The organism is Sunxiuqinia rutila (assembly GCF_050589705.1).
Lineage (GTDB): Bacteria > Bacteroidota > Bacteroidia > Bacteroidales > Prolixibacteraceae > Sunxiuqinia > Sunxiuqinia rutila.
The window spans coordinates 163,469-182,919 of record NZ_JBNGOT010000001.1 but is presented as its reverse complement, the minus strand read 5'-3'; the positions used below and the strand labels follow the sequence as shown (position 1 = coordinate 182,919).

The 19,451-nt window shown below is 43.2% G+C and carries 21 protein-coding genes; 3 read left to right on the top strand and 18 right to left on the bottom strand.

Annotated features, from left to right (window positions below; all coding sequences use genetic code 11):
- Window positions 1-88 precede the first annotated feature (88 nt).
- A complete protein-coding gene (locus ACRD6K_RS00715; RefSeq protein ID WP_299581910.1) occupies window positions 89-748 on the top strand; it encodes a DUF2461 domain-containing protein in 660 nt (219 codons plus the stop codon).
- Between the two features lie 193 nt (window positions 749-941).
- Here ACRD6K_RS00715 and ACRD6K_RS00710 read toward each other — a convergent pair whose 3' ends face one another.
- On the bottom strand, window positions 942-2,597 hold the full coding sequence (locus tag ACRD6K_RS00710; RefSeq protein ID WP_430971667.1) for an AMP-binding protein: 1,656 nt from the start codon (window positions 2,595-2,597) through the stop codon (window positions 942-944).
- A 545-nt stretch (window positions 2,598-3,142) separates the two neighbouring features.
- Here ACRD6K_RS00710 and ACRD6K_RS00705 point away from each other — a divergent pair.
- Together ACRD6K_RS00705 and ACRD6K_RS00700 are read left to right on the top strand one after the other, a co-directional pair.
- The gene (locus ACRD6K_RS00705; protein ID WP_299581904.1) at window positions 3,143-3,886 is read left to right on the top strand and encodes a DUF5020 family protein; all 744 of its coding nucleotides are present in this window, start codon (window positions 3,143-3,145) and stop codon (window positions 3,884-3,886) included.
- 18 nt (window positions 3,887-3,904) lie between these two features.
- Entirely contained in the window at window positions 3,905-5,194 is a 1,290-nt protein-coding gene (locus ACRD6K_RS00700; RefSeq protein ID WP_430971666.1) for an NCS2 family permease, read from the top strand.
- 271 nt (window positions 5,195-5,465) lie between these two features.
- Here ACRD6K_RS00700 and atpG read toward each other — a convergent pair whose 3' ends face one another.
- From atpG to frr, 17 genes are all read right to left on the bottom strand, one after another.
- On the bottom strand, window positions 5,466-6,347 hold the full coding sequence (gene atpG, locus ACRD6K_RS00695; protein WP_299581898.1) for an ATP synthase F1 subunit gamma: 882 nt from the start codon (window positions 6,345-6,347) through the stop codon (window positions 5,466-5,468).
- A gap of 52 nt (window positions 6,348-6,399) precedes the next feature.
- Window positions 6,400-7,977, bottom strand: a complete 1,578-nt coding sequence (atpA, locus tag ACRD6K_RS00690; protein ID WP_430971665.1) for a F0F1 ATP synthase subunit alpha — start codon at window positions 7,975-7,977, stop codon at window positions 6,400-6,402.
- A gap of 11 nt (window positions 7,978-7,988) precedes the next feature.
- Window positions 7,989-8,540 (bottom strand): ATP synthase F1 subunit delta, encoded by a 552-nt coding sequence (gene atpH / locus ACRD6K_RS00685; RefSeq protein ID WP_299581890.1) that lies wholly within the window; start codon window positions 8,538-8,540, stop codon window positions 7,989-7,991.
- Between the two features lie 6 nt (window positions 8,541-8,546).
- Window positions 8,547-9,041, bottom strand: coding sequence for a F0F1 ATP synthase subunit B (locus ACRD6K_RS00680; RefSeq protein WP_430971664.1), 495 nt, complete (start codon window positions 9,039-9,041; stop codon window positions 8,547-8,549).
- A 74-nt stretch (window positions 9,042-9,115) separates the two neighbouring features.
- A complete protein-coding gene (atpE, locus tag ACRD6K_RS00675) occupies window positions 9,116-9,409 on the bottom strand; it encodes an ATP synthase F0 subunit C (RefSeq protein WP_299581884.1) in 294 nt (97 codons plus the stop codon).
- Between the two features lie 24 nt (window positions 9,410-9,433).
- Window positions 9,434-10,525, bottom strand: a complete 1,092-nt coding sequence (gene atpB, locus ACRD6K_RS00670) for a F0F1 ATP synthase subunit A (protein WP_430971663.1) — start codon at window positions 10,523-10,525, stop codon at window positions 9,434-9,436.
- Window positions 10,526-10,597: 72 nt separating this feature from the next.
- Window positions 10,598-10,984: a hypothetical protein gene (locus ACRD6K_RS00665; RefSeq protein ID WP_430971662.1), complete on the bottom strand. Its 387-nt coding sequence runs from the start codon at window positions 10,982-10,984 to the stop codon at window positions 10,598-10,600.
- Window positions 10,981-11,205 (bottom strand): AtpZ/AtpI family protein, encoded by a 225-nt coding sequence (locus ACRD6K_RS00660; RefSeq protein WP_299581875.1) that lies wholly within the window; start codon window positions 11,203-11,205, stop codon window positions 10,981-10,983. The genes ACRD6K_RS00665 and ACRD6K_RS00660 overlap by 4 nt, the downstream gene beginning before the upstream one ends.
- Complete coding sequence (locus ACRD6K_RS00655; protein ID WP_299581872.1) at window positions 11,174-11,557, bottom strand: bactofilin family protein; 384 nt, start codon at window positions 11,555-11,557, stop codon at window positions 11,174-11,176. Before ACRD6K_RS00655 ends, ACRD6K_RS00660 begins: the two co-directional genes overlap by 32 nt.
- A gap of 208 nt (window positions 11,558-11,765) precedes the next feature.
- Window positions 11,766-12,233, bottom strand: a complete 468-nt coding sequence (locus ACRD6K_RS00650; protein WP_299581869.1) for a MaoC family dehydratase — start codon at window positions 12,231-12,233, stop codon at window positions 11,766-11,768.
- Between the two features lie 31 nt (window positions 12,234-12,264).
- Complete coding sequence (locus ACRD6K_RS00645; protein WP_430971660.1) at window positions 12,265-13,266, bottom strand: beta-ketoacyl-ACP synthase III; 1,002 nt, start codon at window positions 13,264-13,266, stop codon at window positions 12,265-12,267.
- Window positions 13,267-13,511: 245 nt separating this feature from the next.
- Window positions 13,512-13,697, bottom strand: a complete 186-nt coding sequence (gene rpmF / locus ACRD6K_RS00640; RefSeq protein ID WP_299581863.1) for a 50S ribosomal protein L32 — start codon at window positions 13,695-13,697, stop codon at window positions 13,512-13,514.
- Window positions 13,698-13,716: 19 nt separating this feature from the next.
- Entirely contained in the window at window positions 13,717-14,253 is a 537-nt protein-coding gene (locus ACRD6K_RS00635) for a YceD family protein (protein WP_299581860.1), read from the bottom strand.
- Window positions 14,254-14,390: 137 nt separating this feature from the next.
- Window positions 14,391-15,548: a sensor histidine kinase gene (locus ACRD6K_RS00630; RefSeq protein ID WP_430971659.1), complete on the bottom strand. Its 1,158-nt coding sequence runs from the start codon at window positions 15,546-15,548 to the stop codon at window positions 14,391-14,393.
- A 146-nt stretch (window positions 15,549-15,694) separates the two neighbouring features.
- Window positions 15,695-17,599 carry a 1-deoxy-D-xylulose-5-phosphate synthase gene (dxs, locus tag ACRD6K_RS00625; protein WP_430971658.1) on the bottom strand — a complete coding sequence of 635 codons (1,905 nt, stop codon included), beginning with the start codon at window positions 17,597-17,599 and terminating at the stop codon, window positions 15,695-15,697.
- 109 nt (window positions 17,600-17,708) lie between these two features.
- Window positions 17,709-18,491: a histidinol-phosphatase gene (locus ACRD6K_RS00620; RefSeq protein ID WP_430971657.1), complete on the bottom strand. Its 783-nt coding sequence runs from the start codon at window positions 18,489-18,491 to the stop codon at window positions 17,709-17,711.
- A 292-nt stretch (window positions 18,492-18,783) separates the two neighbouring features.
- Window positions 18,784-19,347, bottom strand: coding sequence for a ribosome recycling factor (gene frr, locus ACRD6K_RS00615; RefSeq protein ID WP_299581848.1), 564 nt, complete (start codon window positions 19,345-19,347; stop codon window positions 18,784-18,786).
- Window positions 19,348-19,451: the final 104 nt, after the last annotated feature.

The window sequence follows — 19,451 nt, the reverse complement described above, 5'->3', positions numbered from 1 at the left end:
ATTTGCAATTCCCCTTGTTTTGGTCAAACAACATGAATACCTTCAAGCCTGAAATTGAAAAGAACAGCCTTATTTAACTGATTCGCCCATGAAAACACTTTTGAATTTTCTGACAGATTTGCGCAAGAACAACAATCGAGATTGGTTTAATGACAACCGGAAACGTTATGAAGAAGGCAAGGAACAGATGCTCTTTTTTACAGAACTTCTGATTCAGGAAATTCACAAGTTCGATGAGTCGGTACCATTGATTGATCCCAAGGATTGCTTATTCCGCATTTTCAGGGATGTCCGCTTTTCGCATGACAAATCACCCTACAAGACCCACATGGGAAGCTTTATTGCCCCGGGAGGACGAAAAAGCAGGATGGCCGGTTATTACATTCATGTTGAACCTGGAAACTCGTTTCTGGGTGGTGGCATCTGGCGGCCGGAAGCTGCTGAGCTCAAAGCCATCCGAAGCGAAATCTATCACCACCCGGAAGGCTTCAAAGAGGTTATTCACGATGCGGACTTCAAAAACTATTACCCTTCCATTGAAGGAGAAAAGCTAAAAACAGCCCCAAAGGGTTTCCCTAAAGATTTTGAGGACATTGATTTGCTTCGGTACAAATCATATACGTTCGGACTTTCGCTGGATGACCAAACGGTGTTGAGTGATGATTTTGTGGGGATAGCTGTTGATGCTTTTCGCGAACTTTCCAAGGCTAACCGATACCTGAATTATGCCCTTGGAAGGTGGAAGTAAGTTTTTAAAAATGTTCGTTCATGAGTCCGGAAGGCCAGTTTTGGCCAAAAAACGTGCAGTTCATACAATTTTTCAGAAAAGGGGGTTACCAAATGGCTTCCCACTGAATAAACCTATACAATGGTTTCTTCCCAATCAACCCATTTTATTTTTGTAGAAAGAAAAAGCCGGATGATCATCCGGCTTTCTTTTTTTATTCGGTATATAAATAACGTTTAATGTTTCGCTTGGGTGTTTTCTCAAATTCCTCGCTAACCAAATCAATTTGGGCGAGCTGGCTGTATTTAGGCAATTCGCGGTTGGCCAATCGTCTGTTCTCCTCCATCAGCTTTCGTTTGCCATCCTCGTCCAGGCCATCAGCAGCAATCACTTCCGGATCGGCATAAACAAGCGCTACCAGTTTGCCTTCGCGCCCAACAACAACCGATTCCTGAATACCATGCAGGTTGGCCAGCTTGGCTTCAATTTCCTCTGGGTAAATATTCTGACCGGAAGATCCGAGTAACATGTTTTTGCTGCGTCCTTTGATGTATACAAAATCCTGGGGATCAATCAGCCCCAGATCACCTGTCCGGAGCCATCCATCGTCGGTAAAGGCTTGCTGGGTAGACTCTTCATTTTTATAGTAGCCTTGCATCACATTGGGTCCTTTCACCTGAATTTCGCCAACAACCCGATACGGATCTGTGGAATCAATGCGGACTTTCATTCGGTCAACTACCTTACCAGCTGAGGAAATTTGGGTGCTGTCCCAGGCATCATATGAAATTAAAGGACCACACTCAGTCATGCCATAGCCAATGGTAAACGGAAAACCGATGGACTTGAAAAACTGCTCCACCTCTTTGCTTAAGGGAGCCCCTCCGATGACAATTTCATAGAAACGTCCTCCAAAAGTTTCCACCAGCTTTTCTTTAATTTTCGTCTTCAGGATGCTTGAAACCAGCGGCACCTTCAACAGAAACTTCATCACCGGTTTTTCCAGGGTAGGCAGAATCTTTTTCTTGTAAATTTTCTCAATAACCAGCGGAACTGACAGAATGAGATGGGGACGGATTTCGCCAAAAGCTTTTGTAATAATTTGCGGAGTGGGTGTTTTACTCAAAAAGGTAATGTGGCAACCTAATGTTGCCGGAAATAAAAACTCGAACAGCAGGCCAAATACATGCGCCATGGGTAGGAACGACACAATCTGCTCTCCTGTTTTCAGCGGCATATGTTCGCGTGCATAAATAATGTTCGAGAGTAAACTCCGGGCCGGAATCATCACCCCCTTGGTAAAGCCGGATGTTCCACTGGTGTATGACAACACACACAGCTCCTCATCGGCTAACTCTTCGAGCACAAAATCACCCGGACCAATCAGCTCCCGGGTTTTAGCCTTCAAGTGGTTTTCCCAGGCCTGTGCGGTTCCATTGCCCGGATTAAGCAGCAAACTAAAATTCATCAGACTAACCACCGCTTGCACCTGCTTGAGTTGCTCCACGTCCAGTTTTTCAAACAAAACATCACCGGCAAACAACAGTTTTGACTCGGAATGATTCAGGATATGGTGAACATCAGCTGGATTAAAATCGGGCAACACCGGAACAGCAACGGCTCCATAACTAATAATTGCCAAAAACGAAGTCGCCCAATTGGCTGTATTTCGTCCAAACAAAGCAATCTTGTCCCCTTTTTGAATACCAATTTCCTGCAAGAAAAGATGGATTTGATGGATTTGTTGCGCCACTTCGCCATAACGGTAGCTTGAACCACCATAATCTGTAAACAATGGTAATTCCCAATTCTGCAACATAGATTCTCTGTAGAGCTTGATTAAACCCTGAGGAGGTAATGTCTGGTTCATAAAAGCAATTTAACTATTATTTGTTTAAGGCAAACTTGTCTTGCACACAAGCGCCGTTAATCTCATTTTCAGCTTCAAAAGAATTGCATGCGCAACCTTTAGGCTGGTTGGCTAATTTAAGTATTTTTCCCGAAGTTCCTCTTTTTGAAGACAAATGCCGATTGATCAGCCCTTCCTCAGCCTTTCCCGCCCCAGACTGAGCTTTCGTTCGATTAGTCAGAATAACATAAGAAATGGCACGAATCCCTAATTAAGGTAGAAGGGCGGCTACAGGTGAAAAATTTGGTCAGAATGAAAGGAGTCTTCTGCATAAAAAGCAGCTTTGAAACGTACGATGACCTATTCCATTCAAAAATTCAAAGAAAGGACTCTAAATGCCTTTCAATTTTACGGTTAAATATCCTCCGCTCACTCAATCAACAAGCAAAGCTATATGTGACTCATTTTCTATTAATTAGAAATAAAAATATCCTATCAGGATACGAGACCATCATCTGGACTGATTACAAATAAGTTTCAGATACTACTATTTAACTGCGGCAGTGGTGATTTTTATTATTTTAGCACTTTATTTTTTTTTCGAAAACTTAAAAATTAAAACCAAAATGAAGAAACTTTTACTGGCTCTTTTTGTGAGCATTCTGACTATGGGTGCTTTTGCTCAAAACATCCAAACACACTACGATTTTGGCAAAGACCGCAAATTAGTCACTACAACTGTTGAGATGTTCCGTCCTGACAAGTATGGTTCTACTTTCTTCTTTGTAGACATGGACTACAGTTCAGACTCTCGTAATGTTGATAATGGTATTTCACTGGCATACTGGGAAATTGCCCGTGCATTCAAATGGAATGAGACTCAGAAATTTATGCCTCGTGTGGAGTTCAACGGCGGAGTTTTTAAGCTTGATGGCGACGCACCATTTGTGCCTATCGAGAATTGCTGGTTGGCCGGTGTTGAACGCACTTTTGCTTCGGCTGATTTCTCTAAAATTTTGACTTTACAAGCTAATTACAAGTACATTAAAGATAAAGAAGACGCTGCTTTCCAATTGACAGCTGTTTGGACAGTTCAAATGTTGGAAAACAAATTGACCTTCACTGGTTTTGCTGACTTCTGGAAAGAAGAAATGTTCTGGGGTTCAGACTACCGATTCTTAGCCGAGCCACAACTTTGGTATAACTTCTGCAAGAATTTTGCCATCGGTACGGAAATTGAAATGAGCAATAACTTTGGCAAAGACGGATTCATGGTTAATCCTACCGTTGCTGCGAAATGGACTTTCTAATCCTAAACGACCCCAAAAATGAATCGTTTTTTCAAACTCGCAGAAAATAAAACAACCGTAAAAACTGAGGTTTTAGCGGGAATTACCACCTTCATGACCATGGCCTATATTCTGGCGGTTAACCCCAGTATTTTGAGCGCCACCGGCATGGATAAAAACGCCCTGTTTACAGCCACTGCCCTTTCAGCCTTGATTGGAACCTTGGTTATGGCCCTTGTTGCCCGTTTGCCTTTTGCGTTGGCTCCGGGTATGGGACTGAATGCCTTTTTTGCTTTCACGGTTGTTCTTGGAATGGGCTACAGCTGGCAATTTGCCTTAACGGCTGTTTTCCTGGAAGGACTTATCTTCCTGGTGCTTACTGCATTCAACATTCGAGAGCTGATTGTCAATGCTATTCCGCTTTCCATGAAGCATGCCGTATCGGCAGGTATCGGACTATTCATTGCCTTTATTGGTTTGCAAGGTGCCGGTGTTATCGTGGATAACGACGCTGTATTAGTTGGCTTAGGAAACATGGGTTCTCCAAGTGTATTAATCGCCTTGTTTGGCGTGCTGTTGATTGGTGTGTTGCTGGCCCTGAAAGTGAAAGGTGCCTTATTGATTGGAATCTTTGCAGCCACAATTGCAGGAATTCCATTTGGTGTTACCCACTTACCTGAAGGACATTTGGTATCCTTACCTCCTTCTGTAAGTCCAATCTTCTTCAAATTTGATTTCCACCAGATCTTTACAATCGACATGCTGATCGTGCTTTTCACCTTCCTGTTTGTCGACATGTTTGATACAGTAGGAACTTTGGTTGGCGTGTCATCAAAAGCAGATATGCTGACTCCTGACGGAAAAGTACCACGCGCGAAACAAGCTCTTTTTGCTGACGCCATCGGTACCACATTCGGATCAATGCTTGGAACCAGTACCGTTACAACTTATGTTGAAAGTGCATCGGGTGTTGCCGAAGGTGGGCGTACCGGATTAACTTCACTGACAGTTGCCGGTTTATTCCTGATTTCATTGTTCTTCGCTCCATTGTTTATCATGATTCCTGGTGCAGCAACCGCTCCGGCTTTAATTGTTGTCGGTTTGTTCATGCTTTCACCAATCCTGAAAATTGACATGGAGGATTACACCGAATCAATTCCGGCCTTTTTCACCATCATTATGATGCCTTTAGCCTACAGCATTGCTGAGGGTATCGTATTTGGTATGTTGGCCTTTGTGATTCTGAAACTGCTGACAGGAAAACACAAAGATGTTTCTGTTGTCATGTATGTACTGGCAGTTTTGTTTGTGATCAAATTCATTATCTAGCGAATTTCATCCACCCCATATTTAAAAGCTCCGAAGAAGACTTCGGAGCTTTTTTTTATCCAGGAATCCGGATCCTCCTAGCGTTAGAACAACTTCGAACACAACTTGTATTTACCTAAGAATAAAACCGGCAGCCAATTCCTGCAGGTACTTATCTCCAGGCGTTCGATACACGATTCGGGCTAAAACAGTAAACTCAGCCCAGAGAACAACAAAAAAGCCTGTCAGAAACTGACAGGCTTTTTAAGACTTTTTAAAGGCATATTTGTGCTTATCCATTCAAGGCCTCGGCGCCATTGGTAACCTCCAAAATTTCGTTGGTAATAGCAGCCTGACGGGCTTTATTGAAGGTTAAGGTTAAATCTTTAATCAGGTCAGTGGCATTGTCAGTGGCCTTGTGCATGGCTGTCATTCGTGCCCCCTGTTCGGCGGCATTCGAATCAAGCAATGCCCGATAAAACTGAATTTTCAGTGATCGCGGAATCAACTCCTGAACAATTTCTTGCTTGCTCGGCTCATAAATGAAATCGAAGCTAGCGGTGTCATCTTCATCTTCCTGCGAGATTTCAACCGGCAGAAATTGTTCGGCAGTACAAATTTGCACAGCCGCATTTTTAAATTCATTGTAAACCAGTTCAACCCGGTCAAACCGGTGCTCGGCGAAATCATTCATCAAGCGTGAAGCCAGTTCTGATGTTTGTTCAAAAGTGAGCGTCTCCAGCAAATCATTGGCCTGCGCAGCAACTGGCATTCGCTTTAACTTCAGGAACTTTTCACCTTGTTTCCCGATAATTAAAAATTCAAGGTTACCAGCCATAAGCTGGTCCCGGTACCTGGTGGTGGCCACCTCGTAAGCCATTTTAGCAATGGATGAATTAAAAGCGCCACACAAGCCACGGTTTGAGCTAATCAGTACCAGCAAAACCTTTTCGGGCTTCCGTTGCTGCGTATATACCGAGTCTTCGCTGTTTTCCAGACTGGAACTCAACGAGCTTAATATTTCGTGCAATTTATCGGCATAGGGTCTGATTTGAAGAATGGCATCTTGCGCTTTTTTCAACTTCGCTGCCGATACCATTTTCATCGCGCTGGTTACTTGCCGCGTCGTTTTTACCGATGAAATTCGTGTTCGTATTTCTTTTAAACTGGCCATTTTTCAAAAAATCATTAAATGACAGGCTGCTGGGCAGCCGGCTGTCATTCCATTATTTAAATCGTTCTGCTACACTTCCGGCTACCTTTTTCAGCACCCCGGCAATTTCGTCATTCAGAACGCCTTTTCGCAACTCATCCAAAATAGGGCGATGTTCTGTTTCCATGACATCAATAAAGTCCTTTTCAAAGGCCTTTACTTTTTCAACCGGAACTGAACGTAGCAACTCATTGGCTCCGCAGTATATAATTGCAATCTGGTGTTCAATCTTAATCGGAGCGTACTGTCCCTGCTTCAGAATTTCAACGTTCTTACGTCCTTTGTCAAGAACCCGCATGGTCGCAGCATCCAAGTCGGAACCAAACTTCGAGAAGGCTTCCAGTTCACGGAACTGTGCCTGGTCCAGTTTCAAAGTACCGGCAATCTTTTTCATGGCTTTCACCTGAGCATTTCCACCTACACGCGACACAGAGATACCTACGTTAATCGCGGGGCGCACCCCTGAGTTAAACAAGTTTGACTCAAGGAAAATCTGACCATCAGTAATGGAAATTACGTTGGTCGGAATATAGGCCGACACGTCACTGGCCTGCGTTTCAATAATGGGAAGTGCGGTCAAAGAGCCCCCGCCTTTAACTTTGCCTTTCAGACATTCGGGCAAGTCGTTCATTTTAGCGGCAATCTCATCCGAGTCGATAATTTTTGCAGCCCGTTCCAACAAGCGTGAGTGCAAGTAGAAAACGTCTCCCGGATAGGCCTCACGACCCGGCGGACGACGAAGCAACAAAGACACCTCACGGTAGGATACAGCTTGCTTCGACAAGTCATCGTAAATAATCAAGGCATCGCGGCCTGTATCACGGAAATATTCTCCAATAGAAGCACCGGCATAGGGGGCATAATATTGAAGTGCTGCAGGATCAGCTGCTGTTGCTGAAACAATAACAGTATAATCCATGGCTCCGTACTTTTCCAGCGTGGAAGCAATGTTGGCAACGGTTGAACCTTTTTGCCCAATAGCTACATAGATACAATAAACCGGCTTACCGGCTTCGAAATTTTCCCGCTGGTTAATGATGGTGTCAATAGCTACAGCTGTTTTACCAGTCTGACGGTCACCAATAATAAGTTCGCGCTGTCCGCGTCCTACGGGAATCATCGCGTCAATCGCTTTAATTCCTGTTTGCAAAGGTTGGTTTACCGGCTGACGAAAAATTACCCCGGGAGCTTTACGTTCCAAAGGCAATTCAAATTTTTCACCACTGACTGCCCCTTTACCATCAATAGGTTCTCCAAGGGTGTTGACAACACGTCCCAGCAGTCCTTCACCTACTTCGATAGACGCAATTCGTTTGAGTCGTTTAACCGTATCGCCCTCTTTAACGTTTTCAGAAGGTCCGAGTAGTACAGCGCCAACGTTGTCTTCTTCCAGGTTTAAAACAATCCCTTTAATACCACCCTCAAATTCGAGCATCTCATTTGCTTCAACATTTGAAAGTCCATAAATACGGGCAATGCCGTCTCCAACCGTGAGTACTGTTCCAACTTCCTCCAATTCGGCTTCCGATTTAAAGCCTTCCAGTTGCTGTTTCAGTATTGCGGATACTTCAGCGGGTTTTATATCAGCCATTGTTATCTTTTTTACTTGTTGATTTCAGTTTGTAAAAGTGTTTCTTTGACCTTGCGTAATTGGCTCGCCAGACTGGCATCGATTTGACGGTCATCAATCCGTAAAACAAATCCTCCAATCAGGTCACTGTCTACCCGTTGGCTCAATTCAACACGGGTATTGAATTCGCTTTCGAGTTTTTTATTGATGTGGGTAATGAGATCTTCTTGCAGTGGGACGGCCGTGGTAATAACAGCCGATTTGACTCCCTGATCCTGACGATACAGGGTCAGCAAGTGACGACACATGTCACCGATATAAGTTTCACGCTTATTTTCAGCAACAAGGGTTAGGAAATTAATTGTCAGTTCGTTTACCTTCCCTTCAAAAATTGACTTCAGCAGCGTAATTTTTTGGGATGTTTTAATAACCGGACTTTCTAAAAGCAAGACAAAGTCAGCGCTTTCTTTCGTCAGTTGCTCAACCAGACTGGCATCAGCTTTGATTTCCTCCAGCATATTTTTCTCCTTAGCCAGGCTAAAGAACGCTTTGGCATAACGAACTGTAACTTTACTTTGATCCATAAACCTCTATTGTAATTTAAGATCCTTCAGGAGGTCTTCCACCATACTTTCCTGAGCTTGTTTATCTTTCAATTCCTTTTGAATGACCTTTTCGGCAATCAATACAGACAAATCAGCCACCTGATTTCTAATTTCAGAAATGGCTGCCTGCTTCTCGTTTTCGATTTGTTGACGAGCAGCAGTAACAATCTTTTGTCCTTCGTTGGATGCTTGTGCTTTCGCCTCAATAAGCAACTTATCTTTTAAAACGCGGGCCTCCTTCAGAATAACTTCTCTTTCTTTACGAGCCTCGGCAATAATTTTTTCATGGTCGGCTTTTAAGTCTTCCACTTCTTCACGAGCCTTATCGGCGGATGCCAGTGCATCGGCAATCGATGTTTCCCGTTCTTTTAAGGCGTTCAAAATGGGTTTCCATGCAAATTTCTTCATGATAATCAGCAGGATCCCAAAGATGATAGTCATCCAAAACAGGGTTCCATAATCCGGAGTGACAAATCCCATAATTCTAGTTTTAAGTTAATGTCGCCCAGCCTCCCGGCAACCCCGGGAGCGGACGAACAGTAAATGAATTTCCTTTACACAAAAAGGACCAAGGCACAGGTAATTACAGCAAAGAACGCTACCCCTTCAATCAAGGCGGCTGATACGATCATACTTGACCGAATATCACCACTTGCTTCAGGTTGGCGCGCAATTGCTTCCATTGCTGTGGCTCCAATTTTACCGATACCGTATCCAGCACCGATTGCTGCAAAACTAGCTCCAAGAGCAGCTCCTAACTTAGCAAACCCTTCAAAAGTAGCTGCTGCAGTGGCTGCATCTACCGCATCAGTAACTTGCAATAAAACTGTCAAAATAGTTGATAACATAAACTTTAATTTATAGTATTAAAACTAGTGATGTTCTGCTTTTGCCATGCCAAAATACAAGGCGGACAATAAGGTAAAAACGTAGGCTTGAATAAACGAAACAAGAATATCAAGCATCATGATGAACAATGAAAAGGCAATGGATACCGGGCTGATAGACAAACCGGCCACCGTTCCCATTAATTTTCCAAATATAAAGATCAAGCTAAGGAACACCGTAACGATCATGTGTCCAGCCATCATGTTGGCAAAAAGACGAACCATTAATACAAACGGCTTGGTGAACATTCCGGAAAGCTCGATAATGGGCATCATCGGAATGGGGAATTTCAGCCACCATGGCACATCCGGATTGAAAATTTCTTTCCAATAATGCTTGTTCCCATTCAGATTGGTAACGGCGAAGGTAAACAAGGCCAGTACCATGGTCACCGCAATATTACCGGTAACATTGGCTCCAAACGGAAAAATCGGGATAAGTCCCATTAAGTTATTCAGCAAGATAAAGAAAAACAGGGTAAGCAGATAAGGCATAAACTTCTCAAACTTATGCTCACCAATTGCTGGCTTAGCAATTTCATCGCGAACAAACACAATGATTGGTTCCACCACGTTCAGCACGCCAGTGGGTGCTTTTCCTTTATTGCGCTGGGCTGATTTGGCTGCTGCAACAAAAATCCAAACCATGAAAAATACGCTGATAATTGCCCCCGTTATCGATTTGGAAAGGGACAGGTTGATGGGTAAGCCAACATATTCCCCCTCACTGTTAAGCTCTTCTATCTTTCCGGCGTTCTCACCGTGGTGCGCCAGTCTGAAATTGTGGTAGGTTTCTTCGCCATGCTTAAACTTCGACGACATAAACACATGCCAGCCGGTAGTTTTACTGTAAAGAATGATGGGTAAAGGCACCGTAATGTGTGTTTCGCCAATGGTGGCCAAGTGCCATTCATAGGCATCAGCTACGTGGTGCATAATAAATTCTCCGGGCACAAATTCATTGGTGTGTACGTCATGCGTATCGCCTTCCGCAAATGCAGGAGTTGACACCAAGCAAAAAGAGATTAGAAGGAATAAAATAAAAGCGCTGTATCTTTGGTTTTTCGTTGCTTTCATAACATATAGATGAGTCTGAATGTCCTTTTTAAAAAAGTACTCCAAATTACTAAAAAATTCGATTGATTCAAGCTATTTCTTCAACTTTACGACATGGCTGATCTCGGCTACTTCCATTACCGTATAAGCCATGTACGCCACTAAAAAGTTAATTAAAAACAGTTTTGCCTGATCTCGGCTCGCTAAAAAAAAGCCAAGAGCAACGAACAGGTAAAACAACATTTTCAATGTACTTAAGGCCATAAAGTGGGTTGAGAATTTTGCGATATCTTTCTCGGCAATCCTTAACAAATAAAAATGAACAAGGTTTGTTGTACAAAAGAAAAAAATCAGAATAAATGGCCATCCCGGCAAGGAATACTGCGGAATAAGCTGAGCATAAAGCCCCCAGCCCGCCAACATAAGTACAATGGTTAATAGGATGGACCGATACAGGAATCGCTTCATGAGTTTGTTCATTTCAGAAAATTTTTAATGGCATGATAAATAGCAGCTATCACAGAAAGAATCATCAGCCCAAGGGTAAAAGCGGGAAAAGACAATTCCAACCAATGATCGATCTTATAACCCAAAAAAACACCTCCGACCATGATTGCAATCATTTCAAAGGCGATGTTCGAATAGCGGATGAAATCGTCAAATTTTCGCTTAGGCTTCCTGAAGTTTTTGGGATTCTTCATGCTTGAGTTGTTCGCCCATCTGGCATGAACCTGAAAATAATGCTCCGGGTTCAATGCTTAACTTTCCGGTGCTAATTTCTCCATATACTTTGGATGAAGACTTTAGGCTTAAATGTTGTTCAACCAAAAGTTTTCCCTTTTGGCAGCCCGACACTTCAGAGTCTTTGCAAGTGACTTCTCCATCTACCTTGCCGGTAACACCAATGACAACACGTCCGGAACAGTTCAGGTTACCAATCAATTCTCCATCAATCCGGATATCGCCTTCCGACTCAATATCACCCGTAATTCGAGTGCCTTTCCCGATCAAGTTAATCCCCTGCGAATCAACTTCATTGTTCATTCTTGCCATGTTGTTTGTTTTTTTGAGAAGCATCAAATATAGTAAGAAACTGGTTTAATCCACTGACTTTCCTCAATAGAATCTCCAACATGACCAAAAGTTAAAATCGGGCTCCCCCGATTTTTCAGTACACAGATCATGCACGTTTCTAAAGGGAAAATGAGTCATTTTCCCTTTAGAAACGTGCATGAAGCTATTTTATTTTAAGATATTCCAGTTAATCATTGAAATGATAGAGGAAGGTAATGTGTCCATCGAAAGCAGGCTTCTTATTGCCTTCAATTTCCATTTGCACCCGAAGTTTCACACGACTGATTCCTCGCAAGTTAGTGCATTCTTTCAGCCAAACATGCGTCCGAAGCCGGCTGTTTACCACTACGGGCGCTCCAAACTTAAGCTGATCAATACCATAATTAACCAGCATCTTGTAATTGGTCACCTCAATAACCTGATCCCACAAGTAAGGCAGCAACGAAAGCGTCAGATAGCCGTGTGCAATGGTACCGCCAAAGGCACCTTCATTTTTGGCCCGCTCCGGGTCCGTATGAATCCATTGATGATCGAGCGTTGCATCCGCAAATTGATCGATCTGCTCCTGCGTAACAGTATGATAATCTGAAACACCCAACTTCTGCCCCAGGTAACTTTCAAATTCCTGATGGCTTTGAATTAACAGTTTACTCATTAGAAGGTTCCTTTATATTTTATGAATAAGATTATTTGCTTGAATCGTAGGCCCATTTCAAATAGACCGATCCCCAAGTAAAACCTGCGCCAAAAGCAGCCAGAATAATGTTATCGCCCTTTTTCAGCTGGCTTTCAAAATCATACAAACACAACGGAATCGTAGCAGCCGTGGTGTTTCCATACTTTTGAATGTTAATCATCACCTGCTTGGGACTAATCTTCATACGACGAGCCACTGCATCAATAATCCGCATATTGGCCTGATGAGGAACAAGCCAAGCCAGGTTTTCCGGCGTGATGTTATTCTTATCCATAATTTCAACTGCCACATCGGCCATGCGCGAAACAGCGTATTTAAACACCGTTTGTCCATCCTGGTGGACATAGTGCATCCGATTTTGAACAGTCTCCATCGATGCCGGCATCTTAGAACCTCCGGCTTTCATATGCAGGTAGTGACGTCCTTTCCCGTCGGTATGGTTGATGTGATCAATAATGCCCACATCTTCCGTGGTTGGCTCAAGCAAAACAGCGGCAGCGCCATCACCAAACAATGGGCAGGTCGTACGATCCGTGTAATCCGTAATTGCAGACATCATGTCGGCTCCTACGACAATTACTTTTTTATACTGACCACTTTCCACAAATTTCGACCCGGTAGTTAAAGCAAATACAAAACCTGAACAGGCTGCATTAATATCAAAGCTCCAGGCGTTCACCAGCCGCGTTTTACGGCTAATTACGTTGGCCGCAGCGGGCAAGGGACGATCAGGAGTAATGGTGGCACAAATCACCAAATCAATTTCATCAGGATGCGTATTGGTTTTTCTTAACAGCTCTTTAACGGCTTCTGCCCCCATATCTGAAGTCGCTTTCCCTTTTTCTTTCAGAATACGTCTTTCCTTAATACCGATGCGTTGCATAATCCATTCATCGGTCGTATCAACCATGGTGCTTAGTTCTTCATTGTTAAGCCTATACTCAGGCAGAAAAGCACCAATGCCCGTAATCGCGGCACGAATATTTTGCATAATTTAATCTTTATATCAATCAAAAAAGCGCTTTCAATCCCTGACTGAAAGGCTACTGGAAATGGAGAAACAAAACGTTGTTAATTTGGTTGCGAAAGATAGGGTGAAAAATTCGAACAGCAAAGAAAAGCGGGCAAAAGAATAACCCTAAGTCATTTTAAAACAACTAATTAAATCGTTCGAAAAGTTTACAATGGGGTAAAAAAAAGATCAGAAGAGTGGCTCTTCTGATCATGATATGAAAGTTAAACAGTAACGTCTTTTTCGATTGCAAGCTTGCCTTTGTAGTATCCACATTCCGGACAAACGGTGTGGTATTTTACAGTCGAGCCGCAGTTAGAACACGTAGCCAATGTTGATGGCGTTGCTTTATAGTGTGTTCTTCTCTTATCCCTTCTGGATTTTGATGTTTTGTGTTTTGGATGTGCCATTTTAAAAAGTCTTTATTTGTTATTCTAATAATTTTTTCAACTCGTCCCATCGTGAATCTGTCTCAGGTTCTTCCTCTTGTTCAACGTCCTGCACAGACAATAGGTTCAGTTTTTCCAACATTTCCGGATTACAAAGGCTTTCTCCATTCGCATCATCCGGATGTACATGTTTTATTGGAATCGACAAAATGATAAAGTCATAAATCAGCTTCGCCACGTTGATGTGAGATTCATCCGGTGCAACCCAAACCACATCATCGCCTTCTTCAAATTTTTCTTCACCATACTTTACGAAAACCTTGTTTTGACTGTCAACCGGCTGGTCAAACAAGTCCAAACAGCGATCGCACTGTATTTTCACCGTTCCACGGACATGAAACCAAAGAACTATCAATGCACTTTGTTTCTCAAGCTCCAGCGTAATGTCAACATTCCCGTCATCGGCGATTCCTCCGTCGAAGTACTTAAAGAACGCTGATCCTACCTGATAGTCAAACCGATGCTTGCCTAATCCAAGTCCTTTAAGTGCAACGTTATATGCTTTCAAATTTGCCATTGCCTAGAAAAAAGTGTTGCAAAAGTATAAAAAATAAACAAACAGAGAAAATTATCTGATTTTTTTAACATCGATTCCCGGCTTTTCTACAAAATTCTTTTGCTCAACGAATTATGCAGCCCAAAAATGTTGAAAAATCAGGCGTTCGGCAACACAATCCGGAAGGTCGTTCCCCGGCCTATTTCGGAGTGTTTAAGGGCAATTTTACCTTGATGGTAATTTTCAATAATTCGTCGGGCCAACGAAAGTCCCAAACCCCAGCCCCGCTTCTTGGTTGTATACCCGGGCTCAAAAACCGTTTTATATTGCGATTTGGGAATACCTTTTCCATTGTCCGAAATATCCAGAATCGTCTGTTTACTATTTTTCGATAGCTGCAAGCGAATAATACCATCCGATTCAATGGCATCAACCGCATTTTTACACAAGTTCTCGATCACCCAACTAAAAAGAGCCGCATTGTGAGGCACATCATACCTCTGCTCGTTATCCACCTCCAGTTGAAAGCGAACTTTCTGAGAGGATCGGTTCTGCAGGTAACTGACCGTCGTTTGCAGCACATGCTTCAAATCAGCCACCACCAACTCCGGCGCTGAGCCAATCTTGGAGAAACGCTCGGTAATCTTTTCCAGCCGGGAAACATCTTTTTCAATCTCAGCGATTAGCTCCTGATCAATCTGTTTCATTTTCAAAAGCTCGACCCAAGCCATTAAGGATGAAATGGGCGTTCCCAACTGGTGCGCCGTTTCCTTCGACATTCCTACCCAAACCTGGTTCTGCTCAGCTTTACGCGAAGAGCTAAAGGCAAAGTAGGAAACAATGATGAATAGCATAATGACTCCGAACTGAGCCAGGGGAAAGTAACGCAAGTTCTGAAGCAAGTTGGAATCCCGGTAGTATAAATATTGCTTCACTTCCTCGGAAAGAACGACCTCGATGGGAGCCTTTTGCCCTTTCATCTTTTCCAGTTCATGCTGCAACACAATAGCTTTTCGCTTTTCGGTATAACTGATGTTCCGATCGCCTAAAATGGTGCCCGCTTCATCGGTATAAATAATAGGAATGGTGGTATTATCCTCCATGATATCCTGCAAAAAAGTCAGGTCTTGATTGCTGCCATTTCCAACATCCACCAGTCTTTTCATGGCTTCCGCCCACAGTTCAACACTCTTGCGCTCCTGCTTGGACATTTGTCCGATCAACCAGTTGGTATAAATAAGAGAACTGGCGCCAATAAGCATTGCAATTAGTAAAAGAAGTAGTTTCCAGCGCCGTTTTTTGAAATAGAGTTCCAATGGTATTCAGTTTTGATTTCCTTTCTAAACGAATCATCTGACTATAAAGTATAACCGCCCCCTCTTTTCTTCGTCAATCCAGACTCACCTCAGGCTACGAGCACCTGCCTCCTAACGAACTAAAACCAACACAGACACTCCTTGCCTTATTGCTCAAGCAAGTCGATACAAGCCTGGTAAATCCCCTTCTGATCGAAGCCACAATCATGCTGCAGCTCTTCCGGCGTACCATGTTCAATAAACTGATCAGGTACTCCCAAGCGAACCAGTTGCGCCTGATAATGGTGGTCATTCATAAATTCAAGCACAGCCGAGCCAAAACCTCCCTGAATCACCCCATCTTCGACCGTAATCACACAAGTGTATTTTTGAAAGATCTGGTGAAGCAATTCTTCATCCAACGGCTTAACAAAGCGCATGTCATAATGCGCCACCGAAAAATCTTTGCTATTCAGCGACTTTACTGCCCTTGAGGCGTTAACTCCAGTTGTACCAATGGTTAGCACCGCCAAATCTTCACCTTCAGTCAGCAATCGTCCTTTACCAATTTCAACAAGCCCAAAAGGCTGCTTCCAATCAACTTTGCATCCACAACCGCGAGGATAACGAATGGAAAAAGGCCCCATATTATCCTGCTGAGCCGTATACATCAGGTTGCGCAATTCAATTTCATCCATCGGTGCAGAAACAGTCATGTTCGGGATACTCCGCATATAAGCCAGATCGAACACCCCATGGTGTGTGGCCCCGTCAGCTCCAACCAAGCCGCCACGATCCAGGCAGAAAACCACATTCAGCTTCTGAATGGCCACATCGTGAATGATCTGATCATAGGCCCGCTGCATAAAAGAGGAGTAAATATTGCAAAAAGGAATCAAACCCTGAATAGCCATTCCGGCCGAAAAAGTAACGGCATGCGGTTCAGCAATACCAACGTCAAATGCCCGGTCCGGCATTTTTTCCATCATAATATTCAGGGAGCAGCCCGTTGGCATGGCAGGTGTCACTCCTACTATTTTGGGATTATTTTCAGCCAGCTCCACCAAGGTGTTGCCAAATACATTCTGAAATTTGGGAGGCTTGTTCAAATCGCACTCGCAGCCAATAATTTCTCCCGTTTCTTTATTGAATTTACCAGGAGCATGATAAACCGTCTGATTCATCTCAGCCAGCTTAAACCCTTTCCCCTTCTTGGTTATTACATGAAGTAACTTGGGCCCGGGAATATCGCGAAGGTCACGCAAAACATTGCTCAGGTATTCTACATCGTGTCCATCAACCGGTCCAAAATAACGAATACCTAAACTTTCAAAGAGGTTTGATTCCTTCAGAAGATAGGACTTTAAGGCGCCCTCCATTTTTTGAACCAACCGACGGGCTTTAGGCCCAAAACCATTGAGTTTTCCAAGGACTTCCCATATTTCGTTCTTCAGCTTATTATAAGATTTCGACTTGGAAATATTTAACAGGTAATTACTTACTCCGCCCACATTCGGATCAATGGCCATTTGATTATCATTCAACACAATCAGCACATCTGAATTATTGAAACCTGCATTGTTTAGCCCTTCAAAAGCCATCCCTCCGGTCATTGAGCCATCACCAATAACAGCCACAACTTTCCGGTTCTTCTCCTTCTTAACTGAAGCAGCCTGAGCCATGCCCAAGGCGGCAGAAATCGAGGTACTGGCATGCCCTACACCAAAAGCATCGTATTCACTTTCCGAAGGTTTCGGGAAACCACTCAGGCCATTGTATTTCCGGTTGGTATGAAACTGGGTTCTGCGCCCCGTGAGTATTTTATGCCCGTAAGCTTGATGACCCACATCCCAAATAAGCTGGTCATAAGGGGTATTATAAGCGTAATGCAAGGCTACGGTAAGCTCTACCACTCCAAGACTTGCCCCCAAGTGCCCCGGATTGTTAGATACCTCATCAATGATAAACTGCCTAAGCTCGTCGCAAAGCGTGATTAAGTCCTCCTGCTTTAACTGACGAAGATCGGCGGGCGTATTTATTGTTTCAAGTATGCTTCCCACAGGTTCTTCCATCTCAAAAAATTAGGGCTCAAATATACAACTTCTATTAGTTACAGGCTGAATGATTAAGCGATTAAAATCATCCGGCCGAAAGACTAACGAGCCGCCGAGCCGATTAGTATCAGATCCGCATCGCTCTACGATGGCGTCCATCAAAAGTAGCTATTTCTTCAAAGCCAACCCGCTTCATCAGGTTAAGTGCCGACTCATAATGACGAGCAATCTGATCAGCGCCGTGTGCATCAGACGACAAGGTCATTGGAATATGATGATGATAACAGCGCGTCACAATCTCCGGGCTTGGCGTAAATTCGGCACACGGACGATCAAGTCCTCCCGTATTCAGCTCAACAACCAGGTCGTGTTCCTTAATCACACTTAAGGTGTCCTCAATCAATTCCGATTGGTCGGACTCCGGATAAATCTGAAACTTTTTAATAATATCCAAATGTCCGATTGTATCAAACAAACCCGATTTTGCCGCTTGCTGAATTAAGTCGTAGTAAATATGATAAAGCTCGTCGTTGGACCACTTTCCATACAACGATTTGTCCGTATCAAAATTCCAGTCACCGATGAAGTGAACCGAGCCAATCACATAATCAAGGGGGAGCTGGCTGATGATCTCCTGAATCTCAGCTTCCCGCCCGGGGAAGTAGTCCATTTCAATTCCATAGCGGACTTTAATTTGAGAACGATACTTCTCACGAAGCTCCAGAATCTGCTCGGTCATCACCGGAATATCTACCGGACTAACGGCCCAGTCAACTGCTTTAAGTCCCACATGATCGCTAAAGCCAATCTCGTCCAGCCCAATAGCAATAGCCCTTTCAATCATCTCCTCATAGGTGTTCTTTCCGTCAGAGAGGACGGTATGCATATGATAATCAACTAATCCTACCATGGTGTTTATTTAATCTTTTGTTTTAACTGAAACCACATCGCACCACGTATCGGCACTGATGCTAATTTGAATCTAAAATTAATGAAAGGGCGGGAATATAAAAATGTGTTTGAAAGATTGGCTCAGCTTGGTATTCATCCACACAACAAATGAGCCATGACCGACAATGATGTAACCTTTTAAAGACCGAACAATCCCAAAAAAAAGGACAAAAAAAAGGCAGCTTCAACAAGCTGCCTCAAAGCCATGAAAACAATTAAACAATGTTCAGAAAACAGAAAACTAGAAACAATTATATCGTTAAAATCTCTTGATTTTTCTCTTCAAGCAGGCCATCAACTTCTTTACCAAAGCGATCGGTCATTTCTTGCACATCGGATTCTGCATTCTTCTGCAGATCCTCAGACAAGCCATCTTTCAATAGTTTCTTCAACCCTTCGTTGGCTTCCTTTCGTGCGCTACGAATACTGATACGTGCCTTTTCGCCCTCCTGACTAACTTGCTTCGTCAGGTTTCGACGACGCTCTTCGGTTAGAGGAGGAACACTGATACGAATCATCTCACCATTATTTTCTGGATTGAAACCCAGGTTGGCGTTCATAATCGCTTTTTCAATCGGAGCAATCATTGGTTTTTCCCAAGGCTGGACAGCAATGGTACGAGCATCAGGTGTACTGACATTTGAAACCTGATTCAGCGGAGTCATACTCCCGTAGTAATCAACTAATACTCCATCCAACATCCTTGTAGAAGCCTTTCCGGCACGAATATGAACTAATTCATCTTCCAGGTGCCTGATGGCTGACTCCATCTTCTCTTTACAAACTTCGAGTATCAATTCTAATTCTTCTTCCATATTCAATTTAAAATGGTCAGTATCGTTGTGCTGTGAGCAAATATAGAAAAAATTAAAGAATTTTGAAATTCCTTAACTTTTTTAATCAATTTTAGTATAAAAAT